Source organism: Streptomyces niger (assembly GCF_000718305.1).
GTDB classification, from domain to species: Bacteria; Actinomycetota; Actinomycetes; order Streptomycetales; family Streptomycetaceae; genus Streptomyces; species Streptomyces niger.
Genome location: NZ_JOFQ01000002.1, coordinates 98533 through 116799, shown reverse-complemented (window position 1 = coordinate 116799; position 18267 = coordinate 98533). Strand labels below are relative to the sequence as shown.

General features: G+C 72.6%; 16 protein-coding genes. 9 read left to right on the top strand and 7 right to left on the bottom strand.

The window, feature by feature from the left end; genetic code table 11:
• The first annotated feature begins 47 nt into the window (after positions 1-47).
• From IF20_RS04405 to pfkB, 3 genes are all read left to right on the top strand, one after another.
• On the top strand, positions 48-1022 hold the full coding sequence (locus IF20_RS04405; RefSeq protein ID WP_052863620.1) for an ROK family protein: 975 nt from the start codon (positions 48-50) through the stop codon (positions 1020-1022).
• Positions 1022-2179 (top strand): N-acetylglucosamine-6-phosphate deacetylase, encoded by a 1158-nt coding sequence (gene nagA / locus IF20_RS04400; protein WP_052863619.1) that lies wholly within the window; start codon positions 1022-1024, stop codon positions 2177-2179. Before IF20_RS04405 ends, nagA begins: the two co-directional genes overlap by 1 nt.
• Before the next feature lie 186 nt (positions 2180-2365).
• Positions 2366-3295: a 1-phosphofructokinase gene (pfkB, locus tag IF20_RS04395; RefSeq protein ID WP_052863618.1), complete on the top strand. Its 930-nt coding sequence runs from the start codon at positions 2366-2368 to the stop codon at positions 3293-3295.
• Positions 3296-3370: 75 nt separating this feature from the next.
• Here pfkB and IF20_RS04390 read toward each other — a convergent pair whose 3' ends face one another.
• Both IF20_RS04390 and cdgB read right to left on the bottom strand, forming a co-directional pair.
• Entirely contained in the window at positions 3371-4312 is a 942-nt protein-coding gene (locus IF20_RS04390; protein ID WP_052863617.1) for a carbohydrate-binding protein, read from the bottom strand.
• A 486-nt stretch (positions 4313-4798) separates the two neighbouring features.
• Entirely contained in the window at positions 4799-6463 is a 1665-nt protein-coding gene (gene cdgB / locus IF20_RS04385; RefSeq protein ID WP_052863616.1) for a diguanylate cyclase CdgB, read from the bottom strand.
• A 458-nt stretch (positions 6464-6921) separates the two neighbouring features.
• Here cdgB and IF20_RS04380 point away from each other — a divergent pair, with 458 nt between their 5' ends.
• Positions 6922-7497 carry a flavin reductase family protein gene (locus tag IF20_RS04380; RefSeq protein ID WP_052864029.1) on the top strand — a complete coding sequence of 192 codons (576 nt, stop codon included), beginning with the start codon at positions 6922-6924 and terminating at the stop codon, positions 7495-7497.
• 319 nt (positions 7498-7816) lie between these two features.
• On the opposite strand, the gene arfB is transcribed toward IF20_RS04380, so the two are convergent.
• Positions 7817-8254: an alternative ribosome rescue aminoacyl-tRNA hydrolase ArfB gene (gene arfB / locus IF20_RS04375; protein WP_052863615.1), complete on the bottom strand. Its 438-nt coding sequence runs from the start codon at positions 8252-8254 to the stop codon at positions 7817-7819.
• Positions 8255-8538: 284 nt separating this feature from the next.
• Here arfB and IF20_RS04370 point away from each other — a divergent pair, with 284 nt between their 5' ends.
• Positions 8539-9114, top strand: coding sequence for a TerD family protein (locus IF20_RS04370; RefSeq protein ID WP_052863614.1), 576 nt, complete (start codon positions 8539-8541; stop codon positions 9112-9114).
• Positions 9115-9620: 506 nt separating this feature from the next.
• Here IF20_RS04370 and IF20_RS04365 read toward each other — a convergent pair.
• Entirely contained in the window at positions 9621-9932 is a 312-nt protein-coding gene (locus IF20_RS04365; RefSeq protein WP_052863613.1) for a helix-turn-helix domain-containing protein, read from the bottom strand.
• 180 nt (positions 9933-10112) lie between these two features.
• Here IF20_RS04365 and map point away from each other — a divergent pair, with 180 nt between their 5' ends.
• Together map and IF20_RS04355 are read left to right on the top strand one after the other, a co-directional pair.
• A complete protein-coding gene (gene map, locus IF20_RS04360; RefSeq protein WP_052863612.1) occupies positions 10113-10880 on the top strand; it encodes a type I methionyl aminopeptidase in 768 nt (255 codons plus the stop codon).
• 223 nt (positions 10881-11103) lie between these two features.
• Positions 11104-11601 (top strand): hypothetical protein, encoded by a 498-nt coding sequence (locus IF20_RS04355; protein WP_052863611.1) that lies wholly within the window; start codon positions 11104-11106, stop codon positions 11599-11601.
• 126 nt (positions 11602-11727) lie between these two features.
• Here IF20_RS04355 and IF20_RS04350 read toward each other — a convergent pair whose 3' ends face one another.
• Positions 11728-12405, bottom strand: a complete 678-nt coding sequence (locus tag IF20_RS04350; RefSeq protein WP_052863610.1) for a pentapeptide repeat-containing protein — start codon at positions 12403-12405, stop codon at positions 11728-11730.
• Between the two features lie 436 nt (positions 12406-12841).
• Positions 12842-13987, bottom strand: coding sequence for an aminopeptidase P family protein (locus IF20_RS04345; RefSeq protein ID WP_052863609.1), 1146 nt, complete (start codon positions 13985-13987; stop codon positions 12842-12844).
• Between the two features lie 344 nt (positions 13988-14331).
• Between IF20_RS04345 and IF20_RS04340 the strand changes: the two genes are divergently transcribed.
• A complete protein-coding gene (locus tag IF20_RS04340) occupies positions 14332-15537 on the top strand; it encodes an alpha/beta hydrolase (RefSeq protein ID WP_052863608.1) in 1206 nt (401 codons plus the stop codon).
• On the opposite strand, the gene IF20_RS04335 is transcribed toward IF20_RS04340, so the two are convergent.
• A complete protein-coding gene (locus IF20_RS04335; protein ID WP_052863607.1) occupies positions 15495-17237 on the bottom strand; it encodes a fatty acyl-AMP ligase in 1743 nt (580 codons plus the stop codon). The genes IF20_RS04340 and IF20_RS04335 overlap by 43 nt on opposite strands.
• Positions 17238-17533: 296 nt before the next feature.
• Here IF20_RS04335 and IF20_RS04330 point away from each other — a divergent pair, with 296 nt between their 5' ends.
• Positions 17534-18247 carry a hypothetical protein gene (locus IF20_RS04330; protein WP_052863606.1) on the top strand — a complete coding sequence of 238 codons (714 nt, stop codon included), beginning with the start codon at positions 17534-17536 and terminating at the stop codon, positions 18245-18247.
• Positions 18248-18267: the final 20 nt, after the last annotated feature.

Here is an 18267-nt window from a genome sequence, read left to right as displayed (position 1 = left end):
GCAAGTGGACTAGACCTTTCACCGTCTCACGCGGGAGACTGGCCCGCGTGAGACATGTCATCGCCCTCGATGTGGGCGGCACCGGGATCAAGGCCGCACTCGTCGGTACGGAGGCCGCGCCTTCCGGGTCCTCCCCGGGCGCGCCCGCCCGGCCGCCCGTCCTGCTGCACGAGGCCCGCCGCCCCACGGGGCGCGAGCGCGGCCCCGAAGCGGTGATCGGGACGATCCTCGACTTCGCCGCCGAGCTGCGCGAGCTGGGCGCCCGGAAATACGGCGCACCCGCAGCGGCGGCCGGCGTCGCCGTCCCGGGCATCGTCGACGAGACCACCGGTACCGCCGTGTACGCCGCCAACCTCGGCTGGCGCGACGTCCCGCTGCGCCGCCTGCTCTCGGAGCGGCTCGACGGCGTACCCGTGGCGCTCGGCCACGACGTACGCACCGGCGGGCTCGCCGAGGGCCGGATCGGCGCGGGCAAGGGCGCCGACCGGTTCGTCTTCCTGCCGCTGGGCACCGGCATCGCGGCCGCCATCGGCATCGGCGGCCGCATCGAAGCCGGGGCGCACGGCAGCGCGGGCGAGATCGGGCACATCGTCGTACGCCCCGAGGGCCCGGAGTGCGGCTGCGGCCGGCGCGGCTGCCTGGAGACGCTGGCCTCGGCCGCCGCCGTCGGCCGGGCGTGGGCCGCCGCCTGCGGTGATCCGGACGCCACCGCGGCGGACGCCGCGAAGGCCGTCGAGTCCGGCGATCCGGCGGCCGCCGCCGTCTGGCAGGAGGCCGTCGACGCACTCGCCGACGGCCTGGTCACCTGCCTCACGCTGCTCGACCCGCGGACCCTGATCATCGGCGGCGGGCTCGCCGAGGCGGGCGACACGCTGTTCGCGCCTCTGCGGGAGGCGGTCCGGCAGCGGGTTACGTTCCAGCCGCTCCCCTCGATCGTTCCGGCGGCGCTCGGGGACGCGGCCGGCTGCCTGGGTGCAGGACTGCTCGCCCGGGATCTACTCTCCACGGAGGTAACTGCCTGATGGCGGACCGAACCATCCTCAGCGGCGCCCGGGTGGCGCTGCCCGCGGGCGTCGTCGACGAACTCACGCTCACGGTCGACGGGTCGCAGCTCGCCGTGGGCCCCGCGGCCGGCACCACCACCGTCGACCTGTCCGGGCACCTGATCGTTCCGGGCTTTGTGGACATGCACGTGCACGGCGGGGGCGGCGGCTCGTTCTCCTCCGCCGACCCCGAGGAGTGCCTGAAGGTCGCCGACACGCACCGCCGCCACGGCACCACCTCCATGGTGGCCTCGACCGTCACCGGCGACCTGGCGGACCTCTTCCGGCAGGCGGCCGTCCTCTCCGAGCTGGTCGAGCAGGGCGAGCTGGCCGGCATCCACTTCGAGGGCCCGTTCATCTCGGCCCACCGCTGCGGCGCCCACCAGCCCGAACTGCTGCGCGACCCGGATCCGGCGGACGTCCGCAAGCTGGTCGACGCGGCCCGCGGCACGGCGAAGATGATGACCCTCGCGCCCGAACTGCCCGGCGGCCTGGACTCCGTACGCCTGCTGGCCGACTCCGGCGTCATCGCGGCGATCGGCCACACCGACTCCACGTACGACGCGACGCACGAGGCCATCGAGGCGGGCGCCACCGTCGCCACCCACCTCTTCAACGCCATGCCGGCCCTGAACCACCGCACCCCCGGGCCGATCGCGGCGCTTCTGGAGGACGAGCGGATCACCGTCGAGCTGATCAACGACGGCACCCATCTGCACCCGGCCGTACTGGAACTGGCCTTCCGTCACGCGGGCGCCGACCGCGTCGCGTTCATCACCGACGCGATGGGCGCGGCCGGCATGAGCGACGGCATGTACCCGCTCGGCCCGATGCAGGTCGAGGTCAAGGACGGCGTCGCGCGCATCCACGACGGCCCCACCGCCGGTTCGATCGCGGGCTCCACGCTCACCCTGGACCTCGCCTTCAAGCGCGCCGTCACGATCGACGGCATCGGCATCGAACAGGCCGTCCAGGCCCTGTCGGCGAACCCGGCCCGGCTGCTGGGCATCGACGACCGCACCGGCACCATCGAACCGGGCAAGGACGCCGACCTGGTCGTACTGAACGCGGCGTACGACCTCGTAGGTGTCATGCGGCGGGGTGAGTGGGTGGTACGGCCGCCGCAGGCCGGGTAAAGACCCGGTGCGGACGTGGTCCGGGCGGGCACCCCGCCCGGGCTGGGCCGATTGATCCGGGTCCGCGGCCCCGGCGATCACCGCGCTCTGTGCCAACTGCCGTCGGCAATGGCATGATCGCTCGCGCACTCGTCCGTACACGGCCGTCCCACGCGGCCACCCGACCACTGCGCGGGAGGGGGAACCATGATCCTCACGGTCACGCTGAACGCCGCACTCGACATCACCTACCGGGTACCGCGGCTCCGCCCGCGCGACAGCAACCGGGTCACCGAGGTGGCCGAACGCCCCGGCGGCAAGGGCCTGAACGTCGCCCGGGTGCTCGCCGCCCTGGGACATGACGCCGTCGCCACCGGTTTCGCCGGCGGCGACACCGGGGACGCGCTGCGCGCCATGCTCGCCCAGGAGACCGGCGTCACCGACGCGCTGGTCCCCATCGGCGCCGCCACACGGCGCACCGTCGCCGTCGTGGACACCGCGGGCGGCGACACCACTCAGCTCAACGAACCGGGCCCCACCGTTTCTCCCGCCGAGTGGGAAGCGTTCCTCACCCGGTACCGCGAACTCCTCGACGGCGCGCAGGCGGTGGCCCTGTGCGGCAGCCTGCCGCCCGGCGTCCCCGTGGACGTGTACGCGCGCCTGACCCGTACGGCCCGCGCGGCCGGCGTCCCGGTCCTCCTCGACACCAGCGGCGAACCGCTGCGCCGCGGCCTCGCGGCCCGGCCCGACCTCGCCAAGCCCAACGCCGCCGAGCTGGCGTCGCTGACCGGCCACAACGAACCGCTACGGGCGGCACGGGACGCGCGCCGCCGGGGCGCGCACACGGTCGCGGCCTCGCTCGGCGCCGACGGCATGCTCGCGGTCACCGCGGACGGCTCCTGGCAGGCCGCGCCGCCGCGGCGGATCGCCGGCAACCCCACGGGCGCGGGCGACTCGGCGGTGGCCGGACTGCTGTCCGGCCTGGTGGAGGGGGTCTCCTGGCCGGACCGGCTGGTCCGCGCGGTGGCCCTGTCGGCCGCGACGGTCCGGGCCGAGGGCGCCGGCGAGTTCGACCGCGCCACGTACGAGGAGCTGCTGGGCGAGGTCACCGTGACGGACGGCCCGGCCGCGGCCTGAGACGGCACCGGCCGGCGACCGCGAAGCGGCCCCGGCCGGCGCTCCCGGACACGGCTTCGTGCCCGGCGCTTCCTGCTACGGCTTGGTGACCTGGCCCGCCTTGAGCCACACCTGGTCGAGGTTGAAGTCGCACTTGTTCCCCTGCTCGCAGGAGATCTTGATCTCGTTGGTGCCCTTGGTCAGCTGCACGTAGGCGTAGGTGCGGGTCCAGCCCTTCTCCCAGTCGCCTTCCTGCGCCCCGGCGAAGTTCTTCATGTTCAGCGCCGAGTCGCGCGCCTTGCCGTTGATCGACAGGGTGGCGTCGGCGTCCTTGCCGGGCACGCCGTACCCCACGAAGACGGTGTACTGGCCGTCCTTGGGCACGTCCATCTTCCACGTCGCCGCGGAGCCCGGCGTGTTCATGCCGGTGACGTACAGGCCACCGGACGAACGGGCGCCCGGTATGTCCTTGGCGGTGGTCGCCGAGCCGTCCAGCCGCAGGCTGCCCGCGTCGGCCTTGGGCAGGTCGAGCTCGGCCGGCTTGTCGGACGGCTTGGAGCTCGGCTCGGCGCTCTCGCTCGCGGACGCGCCGGCCCCGCCGGCCTCGTCGCCCTTGTCCTCGCCGCTGTTGGAGATCATCGCGACGCCGATGCCGACGCAGACCACGGCGACCACGGCGATGGCGCCGATGAGCAGGCCGTTGCGGTTGCGGCGCGGCCCCTGACCGGAGCCGCCGGCACCGTGTCCGCCGGTGCGCGCCCGGTCGCCGCCCGGCAGCGTCTCGGGCGCCGCGTAGTGCGCGTTCTGGCCGTACGCCGGCTGCTGCGGCGCCTGCTGGCCGTACTGCTGCTGCCCGTACTGCCGCTCACCGACAGCGCGCACCTGGTTGTAGGACCTTCTGGGGACGCCCGGCTGCCGCACCGCCGCGCCGGCGCCCGACGTACCCTGCGCGCCCGCCTCGCCGCCCTCCGAGCGGTAGAGGTAGCCGAACGGATCGTCGTTCTCCGGCGTGTCCGTGCCGTTACTACCGGCCGTCATTCCGCGTCACTCCCCAGCGGTCTTGCAAACGAATGTCTACGTACTGATGTCTACATGCTTGTGAGGCCCCCGGCGGCCAGCGCCGCATCGGCGCAGCCTACCCGGTGCGGAGCGGCGTACGCCGGTTCCGTACGGCCACAAGATCCCTACAGGACGGTGAACGGTGGGCGCTCACCGGGGTAGGCGGCGGTCAGCGCGGTGCCGGCGCCACCGGGCGGGCGGCAGGTGTCTTCCGCCACATGGCCGGGAGGCGGGACGGATGGGGTGGGCGGGATGAGTGGGACGGGTGGGACGGTCGGTCCAGTGGGTCCGACGTGATGGATGTGCCGGATGCGGTTGCGGACGACGGCCGCCGACTTGAGGCGCAGGCCCCGGCCCGGGGGTGCCGGTCCCGGACGGGGGGGGCGGGCCCAGCCCGGGGGCGGGCCCAGCCCGGGGGCGGCCCCGGCCCGGAGGTGCGGCCCGGACCCGGGGGGGGGCGGGCCGTCAGCTCACCCGCCGGTTCGCCTTGGACCGGGACCGCTTCTCGACGTACATCCGCTGGTCAGCGGATTGCAGGACCTCCTCGGCCGACATCCCGCAGCCGGCCCAGCCGATCCCGAAGCTGGCACCGACCCGCACGGCCCGGCCGTCCACCCGGATCGGCGGAATGATCGCGTTCCGCAGCCGGACGGCCAGGTCCTGGGCGTCCGCCTTGCCCAGCCCGTCCGCGAGCACGACGAACTCGTCACCGCCGAGCCGGGCGACCGTGTCGCCGTCGCGCACCCCGTTGGTCAGCCGCCTGGCCACCTCGATGAGCACCGCGTCACCCGTGTGGTGCCCGAACCGGTCGTTGATCGACTTGAAGCCGTCCAGGTCGCAGAAGAGCACGGCCAGCCCCTTGGCCCCGTCGTCCTCCGGCCCGTCCGACGGCGCCACCGCGTGCACGTGACTGTCGTAGACCGGCCCCGTACGGGCCAGGTGGAAGCCCTCGAACGGTTCGCCCCCGCCGTCCGGCAGGAAGTCGTGCCCGTCGTCCTCCCCGCCGATCGACGAGGCGAACGCATCCGCCTCGTCCGCGCCCGGCGGCCGTGAGCACAGCCGGGCGCTGAGCCGGGCTCGCAGCTCGGCGGCGTTCGGCAGGCCGGTCAGCGAGTCGTGGCTGGCCCGGTGCGCGAGTTGCAGCTCGTGCCGCTTGCGCTCCTCGATGTCCTCGACGTGCGTGAGCAGGAAGCGCGGGCCGTCGGCGGTGTCGGCGACGACGCTGTTGCGCAGGTTCACCCAGACGTATGACCCGTCGCGGCGCGCCAGCCGCAGCTCGGCCCGGCCGCCCTCGGCGGAGGTCCGCAGCAGCGTCCCGATGTCCTCGGGGTGCACCAGGTCGGAGAAGGAGTACCGGCGCATCACGGAGGCCGGGCGCCCCAGCAGCCGGCACAGCGCGTCGTTCGTACGCAGCAGTCGCCCGTGCTGGTCGCCGCCCATCTCGGCGATGGCCATGCCGCTCGGCGCGTACTCGAAGGCCTGCCGGAAGCTTTCCTCGCTCGCCCGCAGGGCCTGCTGCTCGCGCTCCAGCCGGACCAGCGCGCGCTGCATGTTTGCCCGCAACCGGGCATTACTGATCGCAATCGCAGCTTGGAAAGCGAACATCTGCAACGCCTCGCGGCCCCAGGCGCCCGGACGGCGCCCGTTGCGCGGCCGGTCGACGGAAATCACGCCGAGCAGCTCGCCGCCGCCGGAGGAGGCCGCGTACATGGGCGCGAAGAGGCGGTCCATCGGATGCCACTCGTCGGGGAAGCGCGGCGTGGGGCCGGCGGCGTGCCACTGCGGGACGTCGTCGTCGTCCAGCACCCAGCCCTCGGTGTGCGGGATGAAGCACAGGTCGCCCCAGCGCTCGCCCATGCTCAGCCGGCGCTCCCAGGACTCCCGGGAGCCGACCCGGCCGGACAGCAGTGCCTCCGCACCTGCGCTTCCGGCGACCGCGGCCACCACGAGGTCGCCGTCGGGGCGTACGAGATTGACCGCGGCGAGCTCATAGCCCAGCCCGGTGATCGCGCCGTCGGCGACGGCCTGCAGCGTGTCCGCAAGGCTGCGTGCGGTGTTCAGGTCGGCGACCACTTGGTGCAGCTGCCGCAGGGTCGCAAGACGGACGTATGGCTCCGACTCGGTCTCCATCGCTCGCTCTCCCTGAGACCTCGACAGCAACTCCAGGCTTCTTCTCGTCCTCTAGTCGTCCGATTGCCACGGCCACTGAATCACAGTGAGCTGTTCACCCGGTACACAGGGTCAACAATTACCCCTCGCTGTGACTCAAGTCACAGCACACGCCGGGAAGTTGTCCACCTCCCCCGAAAGCCCTTTCCTCGCCTTCATAAACTTCCTGAACGCAAATTCCGTCACTCGGCGGCCTCGGTCGACAGTCCTAGGACGCGGTTGGTCCCAGGGCCCGATGCGGGCCGCACGCAGACCCGATTAGCGTTCATTGTGTGTTCACGAACAACTCTGCCGCCGACGTCACCGATCCGCGCACCGCCCCCACCCCGGGCACCGCCCCGCGCCCGGCCACGGAGACGGTCTTGCCTTCGAAAGAGACGGCTTCCCGCCCGGAGGAGACCGGCTCGCGTCCCTACGAGATCGGCTCGGGTCCGGAGCTGATCCCGCATGCTGGTGGGGTGAGTGCCGACGAGTTCCGTGCCGCCCTGTCCCGGCTCGCTGCCGGGGTCGTACTGATCACCGCCCTCGACCCGGAGGACGACCTGACCGACGGGGCATTTCCCGCCGACGGTGAGGTGCCGACCGGGGAGGACGCGGGGATGACCGCCACGGCGTTCATGTCCGTCTCGCTCGACCCGCCGCTGGTCATGGTGAGCGTCCGCAACGAGTCCCGGATGGACGACATCCTGGAGCGGCAGCCCCTGTGGGCCGTCTCGGTCCTGACGGAGGGCCAGCGCAACATCGCCGGCCAGTTCTCCATGAAGGGCCGCCTCAGCGACCGCCTCCTCTTCGCGAGCGTCCCGCACGTACGGGGCGAGCAGACCGGCGCCGCACTCGTGAAGGGCGCGCTCGCCACGATGGAGTGCCGCACGGAACAGCGCGTCGTCGCCGGCGACCACACCCTGACCATCGGCCGCGTACTCAGCGCCCACACCCCGCACGTGGAAACCAACCCACTGACGTACTTCAGGGGGCGCTACCGGAAGCTGGGGTAACGGACCGCTCACGCCCCTGGCAAGCACTCGCCCTCTGAGGAAGTGCAGCGGGTCGAGGCCTGGGAGAGTCCGGCGGGTCGAGGCATGGGGGAGCCCGGCGGGTCGAGGCCTGAGGGAGCCCGGCGGCTCGGGGCCAGCGGGGCGGCGGGACCGTCGGTGCCACGGGGCTCGGTTGGCGGGTGGCAGGTGACGGGTCCCATCGGCGCCTCGGAGCCCGGCAGGCACAGGTGACGGGCCCTATCGGTGCCACGGGTGCACGGGACCCGGCAGCCAGGTGACGGGCCCACGGACCCACAGGTCCCGGCTGGTGGGTGGCGGCTCAGTGCCAGTCGCGGCCGGAGCGTCCCCGCTTCGTGTCCCCGCGCTGCTTCTTCTCCCGCAGCCTGCGCTCATTGATGCCCCGCGGTATCCGCGTCTTGCGACGCGGCTTCGGCGGCGGCGCGGACGCCTCCGCCAGCAAGGAGGCGAGCCGGACCGCCGCGGTCTCGCGGTTCCGCCACTGCGAGCGGTGCTCGGAGGCCCGTACGGACACCACGCCACCGTCCAGCAGCCGCCCGCGCTCCGCCAGCCGCTGCAACGCGCGCTCCTTCCAGACCTCGGGCAGCGCATCGGTCGCTGCGAGGTCGAAGCGCAGCTCCACCTGGCTGTCGGAGGTGTTGACGTGCTGGCCGCCCGGTCCGGATGACCGCGAGAAGCGCCAGACGAGCTCCGCCTCCGGAAGGACGACCGAACCACGGATGACATAGGGCCCGGACATGCCCCAATGATCGCGCGCCCACCCCGGTCCCGTCACCCGCATTTCCCCGCCCGGGTTCTGCGGCAGGCCCAGCCCAGGTTCTGCGGCGGCGCCCGTTCGAGAACCCGGCCCGGCCCCGGCCGGAAGGCAGGCCCGCGGCCCGCGGCCCGCATCAGGACTTGGCAAAGAAAGTAAAGATAGCTGGAACCTCCTGGTCGCCGGTCGACGTTGTGAAGGGTGACGGTAGCTTCGTCCGCAGTACGGAGCCCGACGATTCGACGAGTCGACAAGGAAAGGGACATCCCATGGCTGTAAGCCTGTCCAAGGGCGGCAACGTCTCCCTCACCAAGGAGGCCCCGGGCCTGACCGCCGTCACGGTCGGCCTCGGCTGGGACGTCCGCACCACCACGGGCACGGACTTCGACCTCGACGCGAGCGCGATCGCGGTCAACCCGAGCGGCAAGGTCTACTCGGACCAGCACTTCGTGTTCTTCAACAACAAGGCCACGCCGGACCAGTCCATCGTGCACACCGGTGACAACGTCACCGGCCAGGGCGAGGGCGACGACGAGCAGATCAACGTCAACCTCGCCGCGCTGCCCGCCGACGTCGAGAAGATCGTGTTCCCGGTCTCCATCTACGACGCCGAGAACCGCAGCCAGAACTTCGGCCAGGTCCGCAACGCCTTCATCCGCATCGTGAACCAGGCCGGCGGCACGGAGATCGCCCGCTACGACCTCAGCGAGGACGCGGCGACCGAGACTGCCATGGTCTTCGGCGAGCTGTACCGCAACGGCTCGGAGTGGAAGTTCCGCGCCGTCGGCCAGGGCTACGCCTCCGGCCTGGTCGGCATCGCCCAGGACTTCGGCGTCAACGTCTGAGCAACACCTGACTGCCACGGCAGCCGACTGTCATCGCAGTCGACTGTCATTGCAGTCGGCTGGCCAGGACAGCCGACTGACGGAGGCCGTCCGCGCCGCGCCCACCGGGTGCGGCCGGGCGGCCTCCGCTGTACGACGGGTACGCGACGCCCGCCCGGACGCCCGCCCCAACGTCCGCCCCATCCCGACGGTCGAGGGGCGAGGGCCCCCGGGGGGCAAGGTCCGGCGGCCGAGGGGCGAGGATCGGGAGCCGCGGGCCGGCGGCCAGCGGCCAGCGGCCAGCGGCCAGCGGCCAGCGGCCAGGAGGAACGCCCCGGGGGCCACCCGGAACCGGGCCACGCCTGCCCGAACTCCCTCACCCTCACCCTCCCCCTCTCCCTCGCCGTCGCCCCCAGCAAATCTCGTCGCCTCGCGGCGGGCTTGCGCGCCTGCCTTGGGGTGGCCGACCGGGCGTAGCCCCCATGGACGGGGGCAGGGCGGAGCCAGGGCGTCAGGGTCCGACTCGCTCAGGCGGCCGCGATACCCGGCGGCGCGGCTGCGCCCCCTTCGGTCGCGCCGCTGCTCTCCCCCGCCACCGGCGGCGTAGCGAGAACCGCGATCTCATCGAGCGACAACCCGAGCGTCGAGGCCAGCGCCGCCACGGTGAAGAAGGCCGGCGTCGGCGCCCGCCCCGTTTCGATCTTGCGCAACGTCTCGGCGGAGACCCCCGCCGCCGCCGCGATCTCGACCATGCTGCGATCACCGCGCGCCGCCCGGAGCAACGCCCCCAGCTGCTCGCCGCGTTCGCGTTCCCAGGGAGTGAGAGGTGTACGGACCATGCTGTGATACTAATACCGGTAAACAAATACCGGTATAAAAATTGGCGCGCGGCGAGATGCAGCGAACCGTGGGCGTTGGTCATGGCCGACAGACCGAGACCGCACCCCGCGCAACCACCCGCCCACACGGGCGCTCAAGCCCCCATCACGCAGCGCGCCCCGAACACGAAGGACCCGACCATGGTGGAGATCAAGACCGACACCGCCCTCGACGCGATGCGCACCGCAGGCCGCGTCGTCGGCGACATCCTCAGCGCCGTACGCGACGCCGCCCCCCCCGGCACCCGACTGACCGAGCTCGACGAGGTCGCCCGCTCGGTGCTGCGCGAGGCAGGCGCCACCTCGCCCTTCCTCCACTACCGCCCGTCCTTCGCATCCACCCCCTTCCCCGCCACCATGTGCACCTCCGTCAACGACGCGATCGTGCACGGCGTCCCGAGCTCGTACCGGCTGCGCGACGGCGACCTGCTCAGCATCGACTGCGGCGCGGTGGTGGACGGCTGGGCAGGCGACGCGGCGATCACCGTCGCGGTCGGCACCCCGAGCCCGGAGGACCAGCGCCTCATGGACACCACCCGGCGCGCCCTGGAGGCCGGCATAGCGGCGGCCGTCGTGGGCGCCCGCATCGGCGACATCTCGCACGCCATCGGCAGCATCGGCCGCGCCGCCGGCTACGGAATCCCGACCGACTTCGGCGGCCACGGCGTGGGACGCCAGATGCACGAGGACCCGTCCGTACCCAACGACGGCCGGCCCGGCCGCGGCTTCGTACTCCGCCACGGCCTCGTCCTCGCCATCGAGCCGATGTTCCTCGCCGGCGGCAGCAACGCGTACTACACGGCGAGCGACGGCTGGACGCTCCGTACGACGGACGGCAGCCGCGCCGCCCACTTCGAGCACACCATCGCCATCACCGACGACGGCCCCCGAATCCTCACCCAGCCCTGACCGCACCCCGAGCGTTCACCCCTGCCTCGCATCGTCACTCGACCCTGACCCCACCCGCGACCGGTCACCCCAACCCGACCGTTCACCGGAACCTGACCGTTCACCTCGCCCTCGACTCCTTCGAGCCCTGGGGCCGGCCGGCCGCGCTGGGACAAGCTCGGCCCGCCCCAGGCACACCCCACCCCCGAGCGATCACCGCAACCGGCATGCGACCATCACCTACGTGATCGACCTCGGCTACTCGCTCTCCCGGCGCTTCCCGGACCCCCCGCAGACGGACTACCGCACCGCGGACACCCGCGCGCTGCGTCACGACCTGTTCTGCGGTGACGTCTACCTCGCCGACACCAACGAGGACCGGGAGCTGTCCACTGCCTGGGGCTGGGTACCGGTTCTGGACTTCGCCTGGGCCCTCTGCGACATCGTCGAGCAGCTCGACCGCGACCCCCACGGCAGCCGCGCCGCCCGCCCGCAACACGCCGAGCTGGACTTCACCGAGTCCTCCGACCGGATCCTCTTCGAGCGCCGGTTCGGGTGGGTGGACGTCACCGCCGACTGGATGCCGGTCGACGAGGCCCCGCTCAGCTTCAACCACGCCGCGCTGCGCCGCGAGGCCCGCGACTTCCTGCACGACCTGATCGCCGACCTCACGGACATGCACGACGGGCTGGCCGACAACCCGCTCGTATGGGACCTCCAGGCCCGCTTCCCCCGCATCTGATCATTCCGGCTGCCCTTCCCCCATCGGCGCTCCCTCCCCGCCCCCTCCCCGCCCCCTCATCGGCCCCTCATCGGCCCGCTCGCCGATCCCCCACGTCGATCACCCCCGTTGATCGTTCGGCTCCCCTCACTCCACCGTGACGCCCACCTGTGCCGCGAAGGCCGGTGCCAGGTCCATCAGCTGTGACGTGCTGATCACCGCACCCGCGAGCCGGTCGATGCCCCGCGCGATGTCCAGCGTCGCCGTACCCCGCAGATCGACGTCCCGCATCCGCGCCTCGCTGAAGTCCGTACGCGCCAGGGTGCAGCCCTCGAACGTCACCCTCTCCAGCTCGGCTCCGCCGAAGTCCGCCTCCACCAGCACGCACTCCTCGAACGCGACGTCCCGCAGCTTCGCCTTCCGCAGATTGAGGAAATCGATCTTCCCGCCGCGTACGACGACCCGCTCCAGCACCGCACCATGCAGTTGCGTACCGCCCAGCCGCGCGTCCGCCACCTCCACGTCGCGGAACGACGCCCCCGACAGATCCGTACCGACGCCCCGCACCCCCTCCAGCACGCTGTCGATGAAGCGCGCCCGGCTCAACACCGCCTCGTCCAACGAGCATCGCCGCACAGCGCAGTCAAGGAACCTGGCACCGCGCGCCGACTGCCTCCCGAAGTCCGCGTCGGCGAACTCCAGCCCGTCGTAGTCCCCTTCCGGCTCCCACTCTCCTCCCTCGTACGCCACCAGTTCCGGCAGCCGTATCGCCGGCCGCCGCACGGCCCGCCTCGTCCGCCCGGCGCTCTCGGCTCGCCCGGCCATACGACCACCGCCCATTTCCGCACCACTCCGTCTCCGCCCGCGACCCCACCCACGCCCGCGCGCAAGTCCTCTCGCGAGCCGGCCTCCGCAGGCACTCATCCGTCAGCCGAAACCCGACGTCCGGCGCCCAACACCCGGCGCCCAACACCCGGCACCTGACACCCGGCCGACCGACACCCGTCTTCGCCCTCGCCCGACCTCTTCACGACCCATCCTGCACCCCGCCACCGACAATCCGCCGACGCCAGCCCCAGCCTGTGGATAACCCCTCCACAGCCAAGCCGCCCTCCCCGCGTCAACCTCCCCGCATCGCCCCCTCACCCCACCGCCGAATGTCGCGCCCGTCCGCCCCGCAGGCAGCCGGGCAGGCCGCCGGGACGCCGAGACGCCGGGACGCCGGGACGCCGGGACGCCGGGACGCCGGGACGCAAGAGCGCTATCCCACGATTCCCATCTCCCGCGCCGTGTTGTTCAGCCGCCGCCCGCCCGTCTCCGTACACGTCACGATGTCCTCGATCCGCACACCGAAGCGCCCCGGCAGATAGATCCCCGGCTCGATCGAGAAGCACATCCCCGGAACCAGCGGCAGATGCTCGCCCTCGACCATGTACGGCGGCTCGTGCGTGGTCACGCCGATGCCGTGCCCGACGCGGTGGATGAAGTACTCGCCGTACCCGGCCGCCTTGATCACCTTTCGCGCCACCCGGTCGATGTCCTGACACGCGGCGCCCGGCCGCACCGCCTCGAAGGCCGCCTGCTGTGCCTCCCGCACGATGTCGTGGACCTTCCGTTCCTCCGAGGACGGCTCACCCACGTGTACGGTGCGCGTCGTGTCCGAGCCGTACCCGTCCTTCAGCCCACCGAAGTCCAGTACGACCATGTCGCCGTCCTCGATGACCCGGTCGTCCGCCTCGTGATGCGGGTCGGCCCCATTGGGTCCGGAACCCACCACCGTGAAGTCCACCTGGCTGTGCCCGTGTTCGAGCAGCAGCCGCGCGAGGTCCGCCGCCACATCGCTCTCCCGGCGCCCCGCGAACGGCACGCCCAGGATCTCCTCGTACGTGGCATCCGCGGCCGCACCCGCGGCAGCCAGCCGCTCCACCTCGTACGCGTCCTTGACCGCGCGCAGCATCGGCAGCGCCTCCGTGAGCGAGGCGTACGCGCTGCCCGGCAGCGTCCGCTGCATCCCGAGGAGGTGCATCGCCCACGCCGAGTCGGAGATCCCGTACCGGCGCTCCGGCTCCAGCAATCCGGCCAGCACCGCATACGGGTCCTCGCCGTCCCGCCACCCCACGAGCTCCGTCGCACCGGCACCGGCGGCATGCTGCGCGTCGGCCCGCTCCAGTACGGGCACCACCAGGCGCGGCCGCCGGTCGGCGCTGACGACCAGCGCGGTCAACCGCTCGGTCACGGCCGTCGGCTGGTACCCGGTGAGCCACACCAGGTCGGGCCCCGGCGTCACGATCAGCCCGGCCAGCCCGGCATCCGCCGCCGCCCGCCCGGCACGCTCCATCCGCTGCTCGAAGTCCTTCCGCGTCAGCACCGCACCGTTGTCGGACCCTGCTCCTACGCTTGTCGTCATCCCGACCTCTCCGTCGCCCACCGTCGCCCTATCGGAACCCACCATGCCCGGAACTTACGTCGGACACGGCCCATCAGAGCCCGACCCTGCCGCACAATCCGTCCCCGGTCACTCCCCCGCACGCCGTGCAGGCGAAGGCCGTCCCCGCCTCATCAACGGACCGGCCCACAGAGTGCCCCGGACGGCCGAACCCGTCCGGGTAACTCCCCCTGGATAGAGTCGGTTCCCGACCGGCGCCGGGGTGCCCTGTGTGGCCGCCCGGCGCGCCGTGCCGGTCGCGCCGTCTCGTCTGCCGTCGGCCGGCGCCGCCCGGCGTCGCCTGCTGTCAGGAGGCGGGAGGAACCATGTTCACCTTCGATGTCGACCCCAAGGCGCTGTTGCGCGAACGCACCCGCCAGTTGGTCTCGCTCGGCATCCCGGCGAGCACCGTGGCGGACGCCGAGCACCGGATCGACGACATGTGGGGAACGGGGCCCACCAGCTGGGTGCCGGTCTGGACGCAGCACGCCGAACGCGCCGCACGGCAGGGCCACCTACTGCTGGCTTCACTGTGCTGGGGAGCCGCGCGCTTCCCCGTGTCGGCAACCCCCGAACGCCGCGCGGCGCATGAACAACAACTCGACTGGTACCTGAAGGCCACAGAGCGGTTTCCGGTGCGGTTCCAACGGAAGATCGTCGAGGTACCGGACGGCCGCCACGGCACCACCGCTGTCCCACTTCACCTCTTCCGTCGCCGACAGGCAGCGGGCGGCCGTCCGCGCGGCGTACTCCTGCTGTCCGGCGGCGTGGACACCTGGAAGATGGACCTGCACCGGCTCGCCGTGTCCTCGGCGCTCGCCACGGGGCTGCTGGTGGCGGCGGCGGACATGCCCGGTACCGGCGAGTCGGCGGTACCGCTGACCCACGACGCCGATGCCGTGCTCGGCGGCGTCGTGGAACAACTGCGCGTGCAGTACCGCCGGCCGGTGGGGTTCCTCGGGTTGAGCTTCGGCGGTCATTGGGCGGCGAAGTTGGCCCTGCAAGGAAGGGTGGACGCCGCCGTGGACATCGGCGGGCCGACCGGCGTGGCCGTACGCGGTGACGACGAGCTGCTCGCCATGCCACACGGGATGCCCGGCATCGTCGGCAACGCCCTCGGCCTCGACCGCCAGCCCGACGGCCGGCAGGCCGCCGAGTTGCTGGCCCGCTTCTCGCTGCGCGACCAGGACCTGCTGAGGTCCGCCGGCGCGGCACCGCTGCTGGCCGTCAACGGCGCCGACGACCAGTACGTACCCCTCCTCGACACCACCGGCCTGGCGCACGCGCCGAACACCACGGTGTGGGTCATCCGGAACGCAACCCACTGCGCTCCCGAACGCTTCCTCCCGCTCATGGCCGCCGCCTGGGGTTGGCTCCTGGCCCGCCTCACTCCCAGCCACCGCACTCACCTGTCGGAAAAAGCGGCGCGCCTCCCCCTGCGCCCCTTCCTCATGCCCCCGGCGGAAGCGGCTGCGCGGGCGCTACGAGTTCACGACGGCACGGCGCCGGTGGGCGAGGCCGGCCGTTCCTGAAGCGGCGTCAGCTCACCGCTGAGGTAGCGGTCCCGGGTCCTGGCCCGTTGGATCTTTCCGCTGGTGGTGCGCTCGACCGTGCCGGGGGCCACCAGGACGGTCTCGGCCCGGGGGATCTGGAAGGCGTGCCGGACGTGGCTGGTGATTGCGGCGGCCAGCTCGCCGACGGCCGTACCGTCCAGTTGGCGCGGCTTGATCTCCTGGACCAGGACGAGCTGTTCGGGGCGGCCACCCAGCGCGAACGCGGCGGAAGCACCCGAGGCGAGGACAGGGTGGGAGCCCCGGACGGATTCCTCGATGTCGTGCGGGTAGAGGTTGCGGCCGTTGATGATGATGAGGTCCTTGACGCGGCCGGTGACGTAGAGCTCGCCGTCGATCAGGGTTCCCAGGTCGCCGGTGCGCAGGAACGGCCCCTGGCCGTCGGCGGTGCGGGCTCCGAAGGTCTCCCGCGTCAGGCCGGGGTTGTTCCAGTAGCCGGCCCCGACGCCGGGCCCGCTGACCCAGATCTCGCCGATCCGCTGTTCCGGCAGTGCCTCCAGGGTGTGGGCATCGACGATGCGCACGTCGAGGACCCCGTGCCGTCCGCTGCTGACCAGCCGTTGAATGGCGGCACCCGGCCGGGTGGGGGCGAGCCGGCCGTGCTGGAAGGCGTCGGCATCGACGGCGTGCACTGCGGCGCCGCGCAGCCTGGGAGTGCCGGTCACCAGGAGCGTCGCCTCGGCGAGGCCGTAGCAGGGGCTCATGGCTTCGGGGCGCAGGCCGGCCGTGGCGAAGCGACGGGTGAACTGCTCCATCGCGGGGATGCTGATCGGTTCCGCACCGTTGAGCGCGACCTCCAGCGTCGACAGGTCGAGCGCGGCCAGTTGCCGGTCGCTGACGCGCCGGGCGGCCAGTTCGTAGGCGAAGTTCGGCGCCGGGGTGATGTCGGCACGGTAGTGGCTGATGGCCTGGAGCCAGGCGGCGGGCCGCTTGAGGAAGGCCATCGGCGACATGTAGTAGAGGGTGCCGCCCACATAGAGCGGGTGCAGGAACTGGCCGATCAAGCCCATGTCGTGGAAGTGCGGGAGCCAGCCCACACCGCGTGTCCGGTGGCTGGAGCCGATGGCCTCACCGATCGCCGCCTGGTTCGCGACGACGTTGCCGTGGGTGATGACGACTCCCTTGGGTGTGCTCGTCGAGCCCGAGGTGTACTGGAGGAAGGCGACCGTGTCCGGCTCCAGCGGTACGGGGCGCCAGTCGTCGGGGTCGGCGTCGAGAGTGTCCGTGGCGGCGTGGCGCAGCGTGCGGTCGCCGGAGGCCAGCCAGTCGTCCAGAACGGGCATCGTCGGGGTGTCGCTCAGCAGGTAGCCGATGCCGGCGTCCGCGACGATGCCCGCCAGGCGGTCGAGGCTGCGCCGGTGGCCGTCCGGGGGCGGCGCCGGCACGGCGATCACCCCGGCGTACAGGCATCCGAGGAACGCGTCCAGGAAGGCCGGCCCGGGCAGGCAGGCGAGCAGCACGCGGTCACCGGGTCGGGTGCGCTGCTGAAGCCACGCGGCGACCCGGCGGGCGCTGCGGTCGAGGTCGGCGTAGGTGGCGATCACCTCCCCCGCGTCCGGCACGCCATCGGTCAGGTAGACCGTGGCGACCTTGCTTCCCTGGCCGGCCGCCAGGTCCCGGAGGACCGTGACGAAGTCGTGCCGGATCGCCGGCTCATGCATGGTCGATCTCCCACTCGTGAGGTCGGCAGCGGGGCTGGCGCCGTCCGCTGGTGAAGGGCAGGCATCGGTCACGGTCGAAGCGCTTCGGGACAGCCCTCGGGCGCTCCGCGGCTCGTCGATGCTCCGCCGCGGTATCGGTTCGGTGCCGTACGGGCAGGGACAGGGGGCCGGCGCGTGAGAGGCGTTGGAGCGTATGCCCCGTCACGCTCCCCCCGTGGTCCCGCCAGAGGTGGCGCGGGCGTCACCTGCCCGGTCGGGAGGGCCAGGCGCCGTACGGCAAGGGGTGTGGCGGATGGGTGCGCGCTCGTGTCCTCCGGCAGGCCGGGCACCAGCCGCCACGGCTGTACCGCAGGTGCCGGGTACGCTCCGCGCGGCGGGGCGGGGGCCTCCGGGAGTGCCAGGTCGGCGAGGCACATCTCCTTATCGAACCGGACGTCGACCGGCAGGAGTTCTCCTGTACGGGTCACACCGAATGCCTCGTCCCCGGCGACGGATTCGCCCTGTCGGTCGCCGAGGCGGCAGTACGCCACCGCGGTGCCGGCTTCCCGCGCCCGCCGCGCGCACAGTTCGAGCCGGGCAGCGGCCTCCGCCCGTTCGTACGGCGCCGCGTCGAGCACGACGAGGAGGCGCACACCGGCCGCGCGGGCCGCTGTCACCACGCCGTCGTCCCCGAGGAGGTCTTCAGCGCGGACGAGGGCGACGTCCAGGCCGCGCAGCCGGAGCACCGGCAGCCGGTCGCCGGGTGTGCCGCAGCGGGAGGCGTCGGAAGCGGCACCAACGGCATGCCCTGCCTTGTGTACGGAGAGCCGTCCGCGGTGGAGGACCGCGGTCGGCAGCTCGCCGCACCCCGCCGTGGCCGGGGCACGCCGACGCAGGTCCTCCGTGGAGCGGCCGGTGCGTACCTCCCCGGAGAACACGACCAGGTGCGCTCCATGGGCGGCGGCGCGCCGGGCCACTTCGACGCTCGGGGCGCCGTTGGCGGTGTCGAGCCGGGCAAAGGCGATGCGTAGCTGCGTCACGGTCCGTTCTC